The organism is Hydrogenophaga electricum (assembly GCF_030160815.1).
In the GTDB taxonomy this organism is placed as follows: domain Bacteria; phylum Pseudomonadota; class Gammaproteobacteria; order Burkholderiales; family Burkholderiaceae_C; genus Hydrogenophaga; species Hydrogenophaga electricum.
In genome coordinates this window covers 1-819 of the sequence record NZ_BSPB01000149.1, presented here as the reverse complement: position 1 = coordinate 819, position 819 = coordinate 1, and the positions used below count along the sequence as shown (strand labels likewise).

At 29.1% G+C, this 819-nt stretch carries 1 tRNA gene; it reads left to right on the top strand.

Features of this window, described 5'->3' with window-relative positions:
* Positions 1-308: 308 nt before the first annotated feature.
* A tRNA-Thr gene (locus QQK43_RS23705) sits at positions 309-383 on the top strand.
* Positions 384-819 lie beyond the last annotated feature (436 nt).

The following is an 819-nucleotide window of genomic DNA, read 5'->3' as shown; positions in this document are numbered from 1 at the left end:
TATATTATTTATTCTTTTCCATGTATTAGATTATTCGTCCGAGCCATATCAAATTAAAAATATCTAAAATCAAATTCAATATAGAAATTGGAATAGATTCTATTAGAAAAATAGATTTGCGAATTAGAGAAAAAAGAAAGTTCAAAAAAATCTATCTAACTTTATTTTATGAAGTTCTAGTATTTTTTTCTAAGTAGAACTTCCAATTTCGAACTAGTTAATAGCTAAGATTAATAATTAAGATCTGACATTTTACGGATTTCCTATACTATACATATTTCTATTTGTTACACTATTTCTGTTATGTAAGCCCACTTAGCTCAGAGGTTAGAGCATCGCATTTGTAATGCGAGGGTCATCGGTTCAAATCCGATAGTCGGCTTTTTTCTCTATCAATGTTCCATGAACAAAAATACCTCTTTTTCTCCGAATTAAATGGAGAAGCCAGGATCTATTATGTCGTTCTACCCTACAATTTTGCTAGATACAAAACAATAAAATAAATAATATATATACAAATTTTTTGTGGTACTTTTAGTAGATTTTACTCTGTTTATCCTTTACTTTAATTCAGTTTTAATTTCGATGTATTCTGTAATGTAAATACAATGAAATTAATTGTGTAAAATGAAATTTCAATAAAAAAAGGAGTCTTCATGTCCCGTTATCGAGGACCTCGTTTTAAAAAAATACGCCGTCTGGGAGCTTTACCAGGACTCACTAGAAAAACACCTAAATCCGGAAGTAATCTGAAAAAGAAATTCCATTCTGGGAAAAAAGAACAATATCGTATTCGTCTTCAAGAAAAACAGAAATTGC